Annotated in this window: 3 protein-coding genes and 1 pseudogene; 1 reads left to right on the top strand and 3 read right to left on the bottom strand. The window is 57.6% G+C overall.

Going from position 1 to position 4,616, the window contains the following annotated elements; genetic code table 11:
- Positions 1 to 129: 129 nt before the first annotated feature.
- Positions 130 to 333 (top strand): annotated as a pseudogene (locus ACOCD2_RS12885) (YcgL domain-containing protein); the annotation flags it as partial.
- Positions 334 to 595: 262 nt separating this feature from the next.
- Here ACOCD2_RS12885 and typA read toward each other — a convergent pair.
- From typA to ACOCD2_RS12870, 3 genes are all read right to left on the bottom strand, one after another.
- The gene (gene typA, locus ACOCD2_RS12880; RefSeq protein WP_293648017.1) at positions 596 to 2,413 is read right to left on the bottom strand and encodes a translational GTPase TypA; all 1,818 of its coding nucleotides are present in this window, start codon (positions 2,411 to 2,413) and stop codon (positions 596 to 598) included.
- A gap of 111 nt (positions 2,414 to 2,524) precedes the next feature.
- Entirely contained in the window at positions 2,525 to 4,042 is a 1,518-nt protein-coding gene (locus tag ACOCD2_RS12875; RefSeq protein ID WP_293652568.1) for a S8 family serine peptidase, read from the bottom strand.
- The gene (locus ACOCD2_RS12870; RefSeq protein ID WP_293648013.1) at positions 4,035 to 4,535 is read right to left on the bottom strand and encodes a PA domain-containing protein; all 501 of its coding nucleotides are present in this window, start codon (positions 4,533 to 4,535) and stop codon (positions 4,035 to 4,037) included. The genes ACOCD2_RS12875 and ACOCD2_RS12870 overlap by 8 nt, the downstream gene beginning before the upstream one ends.
- Between the last annotated feature and the right edge of the window lie 81 nt (positions 4,536 to 4,616).

Below are 4,616 nucleotides of genomic sequence, written 5' to 3'. Positions count from 1 at the left end.
TTCTTATGTATCAATGCTTTAGATCATAATTGTACCATCCTGCACCGGATTTCTCATCGTCTTTTTTCGGTTTTTCAATTGAATTTCAATGACTTGGCATTTATAGACGGGAACTAACTAGCAAAAGAAGATGATTTCGACGCTGTACCTGAATTGCTCATGGCACGTTTCTGCGCGCCGGCCACACTGGTGATGGAACTGGAGCTGCATCCGGAACGCCGGTTGGCCCGGGCAAATGCGGAGAAGGTGCTGAAGCAACTGGCCGAGGAGGGTTATTACCTGCAGATGCCACCGGACCTGCGGGCTGACATTTATCATGGCAATGAAGCCTGAACCGGGGGTAGGCTGGCCTCATTCCACAGAAAAGGGACTGAATGTTCATGTGTATCGCCTTTCCCAAGGCCGCCGATGGCAATGAAAAATCCGAGCCCGCCTGGAAATCCATGTTGCTGCTACTTCCCAGGCTTGTGGGCCTGTTGTGGCTGATGCTAAAGATCCTTGGCGGCGGGCTGAAAAACTGGCTGCAGGACAGGCTGCACACACCTGCCTGTGACCCTGTCGGGCTGGCGCCCAAAGGCGCACAGCGGCGACTGAATCAGACGTTTTCCCGGCGCGCCTTCTTCCTTTCATGTTCCTTGAGGAATTTCTTGCGGATGCGTATGGCGCCGGGGGTGATTTCCACCAGTTCATCGTCCTCGATGAACTCCAGGGCCTGTTCCAGGCTGAACTGCACCGGCGGTGTGAGGATCAGTGATTCGTCCTTGCCGGAGGCGCGCACATTGGTAAGCTGCTTGCCCTTGGTGGGGTTGACGGTGAGGTCATTGTCCCGCGCATGCAGGCCGATAACCTGGCCTTCGTACACATCCTGCGCATGCTCCACGAACAGTTTCCCCCGCTCCTGCAGATTGAACAGCGCATAGGCCAGCGCCTTTCCCATGCTGTTGGAAATCAGCACACCGTTGCTGCGCGGAGCGATGCCGCCGTGCTGAGCCGGGCCATAGTGATCGAATACATGGTACATGAGGCCGGTGCCCGAGGTGCTGGTCATGAATTCGGTCTGGAACCCGATCAGACCCCGTGAAGGAATGATGTAGTCCAGACGCACCCGGCCGGTGCCGTCCGGGGTCATGTCCTTGAGCTGTCCCTTACGCTGCCCCAGGGCTTCCATCATGGCGCCTTGGTGCTGTTCCTCCACATCCACGGTGAGCTGCTCGTAAGGCTCGCAGACTTCGCCATCGATTTCCCGGAAGATGACCTCAGGACGGGAAACCGCCAGCTCGAAGCCTTCCCGGCGCATGTTTTCCAGCAGGATGGACAAATGCAGCTCACCCCGACCCGAGACCTTGAATTTCTCCGGATCGGTACCTTCTTCCACCCGCAGGGCCACGTTGGCGATGAGCTCCCGCTCCAGGCGCTCCTTGAGCTGACGGGAGGTCAGGTACTTGCCCTCCTTGCCGGCGAAGGGCGAGGTGTTGACCTGAAAAGTCATGGATACCGTGGGCTCATCCACGGTCAGGGGCGGCAGGGCCTCCACATGCTCGGGATCACACAGGGTATCGGAGACATTGGGCGCCTCGATGCCGGTGATGGCGATGATGTCGCCGGCGCTGGCTTCGGGCACTTCATGGCGCTGCAGCCCCATATAACCATACACAATGCCGATCTTGGCCTTGTGCTCTTCCCCGTCATATTTGTGTACCATCACCTGCTGGTTTGGCCGCACTTTTCCCCGGGTGATGCGCCCCACGGCGATGGCGCCGACATAGCTGCTGTAGTCCAGGTTGGAAATCTGCATCTGGAAAGGCCCGTCCGGATCGACATCAGGCTCTGGGCAGTTGTCCACGATGGCCTGGAACAGGGGCGTCATATCTCCCTCGCGCACCTCGCTGTCATCGGAAGCATAACCGTTAATGGCCGAAGCGTAGATGATGGGAAAATCAAGCTGCTCATCCGTGGCGCCCAGGCGGTCGAACAGGTCGAACACCTGGTCAATGGCCCAGTCCGGGCGGGCGCCATCGCGGTCGATCTTGTTCACCACCACGATGGGACGCAAACCATGCTCGAAAGCCTTCTGGGTCACAAAACGCGTCTGGGGCATGGGCCCTTCCACCGCGTCCACCAGCAGCAGCACCGAATCCACCATGGACAGCACCCGTTCCACCTCGCCACCGAAATCGGCATGGCCCGGGGTGTCCACGATGTTGATGCGGTAATCCTTCCACTTGATGGCCGTATTCTTGGAAAGAATGGTGATGCCCCGCTCCTTTTCCAGATCATTGGAGTCCATCACCCGCTCGACCTCGCCAAAGCGCTCTCCAAGAGTGCCGGACTGTTTCAGGAGTTCATCGACGAGGGTCGTTTTGCCATGGTCGACGTGTGCGATAATGGCGATGTTACGGAGTTTACTGATCACAATTTGGGGCCGGTATGCGGGAAAAGGGGCGGATTATACCCTGAATCCCACTACACTTCCCAAAAAAGCAGGGGACTTACGTCCCCTGCTTCGGGAAAACACGGCAGAAGGCTACAACGGGCACACCGATGCAAAATCCACGGACACACTCATGGAGCCGCCGGCTGCCACCCTGAACCCCGGGAACAAACCCACAATGCCTCCCGATTGCAGCACCAGATTGCCGCCCTCGCCCACCGCAAAGTCTTTTCCCGCAAAGATGACTTTGGTGGCTTCATAGGCTTTTTGGTTGACAACGCTTCCTGAATCCAGGATCCAGTAGTCCCTGCAGTTGCCGGGGTGTTTCTGATAGTCGAAACACACCATGAGACCATCGCTGAGAACAGCAGGATCCGCATTGCTCAGGTAGGCTGCCGCTTCCTTGCCACCGATGCTCTCGACACCGACGGTGGCGAGGTCGGGCAAGGCATCAGGATTCAGGTTGTCGAAGGCAACGATGATTTCAGGATGGCCGGGGTCATTGTTCACCGTGCTGTTGATGACGACCTCGAAATCTCCTACAGAAGCACCACTGTTCCATACTTCAGGATCATCGTACTCCACGATGGAAAGATCCTTGCCCACTGTTGCCAGGGTGATGCCTTTTTGCGTGCCACTTGCCCCGTCATCGTAGATGATTTCCAGATCACTCCAGAGCATGGCGATCAGGTTATTGGGTAAGGCGGCATCCGGCAAGGACTGTGGAACATACACGCGACCGCCCAAATTGTTCGCATTGTCAAAAACAATGAGGCCATCATCCGAAAATGCAAACCCGGTGTAATCCAATCCATAGAAATTGACCGGATTCTGATCCGAAAAGGCCGTCCAATATCTGCTGTCACCCTGCAAAGCGGAAGCTGGAGACAAACCATACTGCTCCAGATCGATATAACCTCCATACACCGTATCACAGCTGGCATCATCCACGCTGGTTGTCACCGTATAGTTGCCCGCAGGTCTGGGCGACCGCGTCTGAAATGACAGCGCCACGGGGAATGCCTGCATTGCGCCGACAGAAGATGTCAGCTTGATCTGGCCGAAAGACCAGTCTGGCGTCGGCAGCTTGACTGCCTGAGCGGTCACCGTGATCTGCTGTGTACCTCCCGGCATGATGCTGAAATGCGAGGGCGAAACGGAAAGCTTCCAGCCCTCAGGATTGGTCACTGACGCCGTCCAGTCGAGGGTGGATGGCGCTACGCTGGTCAGGGTACGCGTCCAGCTGCAGAACCCCACGCAAAGACTGTTCCCGAAACTGGCCAGATTCAGTTGCTTCGGGTCCCCACCCATGGCGGGATTGGCGCTGATATAGTCGGCCTCGGTTTCATCCAGCACCAGCCCCACGCTGTTTTTAGCTATAGCGGCAAGATCCACCACACCGGCGCCCCTGTCGAAAGGGTCGGCCGGGGTGGACCTGCCATCCTTGCGCACCCCCATGGTCACCGCAGTCGTCATCAGCGCCGACTGCATCTCCGTCGGCGTCCAGTCCGGATGCAGGGTCTTGAGCAATGCACCCGCACCGGCCACATGAGGGCTGGCCATGGAAGTACCGCTATTTGTGCCCCATTCTGCCGGAACCGGGTCATTCACACCCTGGGCTGCGATGATCCCCACCCCCGGCGGCAGACACATCCGGCTTGATGATGTCCGGCAGGGCCCGGTTCGCCCCACGGGAACTGAAGCTGGCCATGATGTCACCAAAATTGGTGTTCACTTCCTTGATAGTTCCTGAAAGAGTCGCCATGTGCCCGCTGCCACTGTCTAGCCAGGCGCGCAACAGATCACCGTCGGCAACACCAATATGTATGGCCGGAATGCTGTGCGGGTCCATGCTCAGGGACTCGCCCTGTTCCGCCGTATTTGCGAGCACGAAACCCTTGGCGCCACCGGCGGCCACATTGGCGCTCTTGTCGACACGGGCATTGGTTCCCCGGTCACATACCACGATTTCATTGGTCCAGGTACCCGCCGGGTAGGGGTTCAGGCAGAGCGGATCATTTCCGGTAAAATCCTTTGCATGTACGATGGGCGCAGGACCATAACCGCAAGCGTGTCTTCGGCCTCGTGATAGATTTTGGGACATCCCAGTCCCCAAAATCGACTCGGCCTTTGACAACCTATTTGTGCCCCAGCCGTCCTGGTCACCAAGCACTACGCAACAACT

Source organism: Thiolapillus sp., from assembly GCF_048562965.1.
Taxonomy (GTDB): Bacteria; Pseudomonadota; Gammaproteobacteria; order Chromatiales; family Chromatiaceae; genus Thiolapillus; species Thiolapillus brandeum_A.
This window is presented reverse-complemented; position numbering and strand designations above follow the sequence as displayed.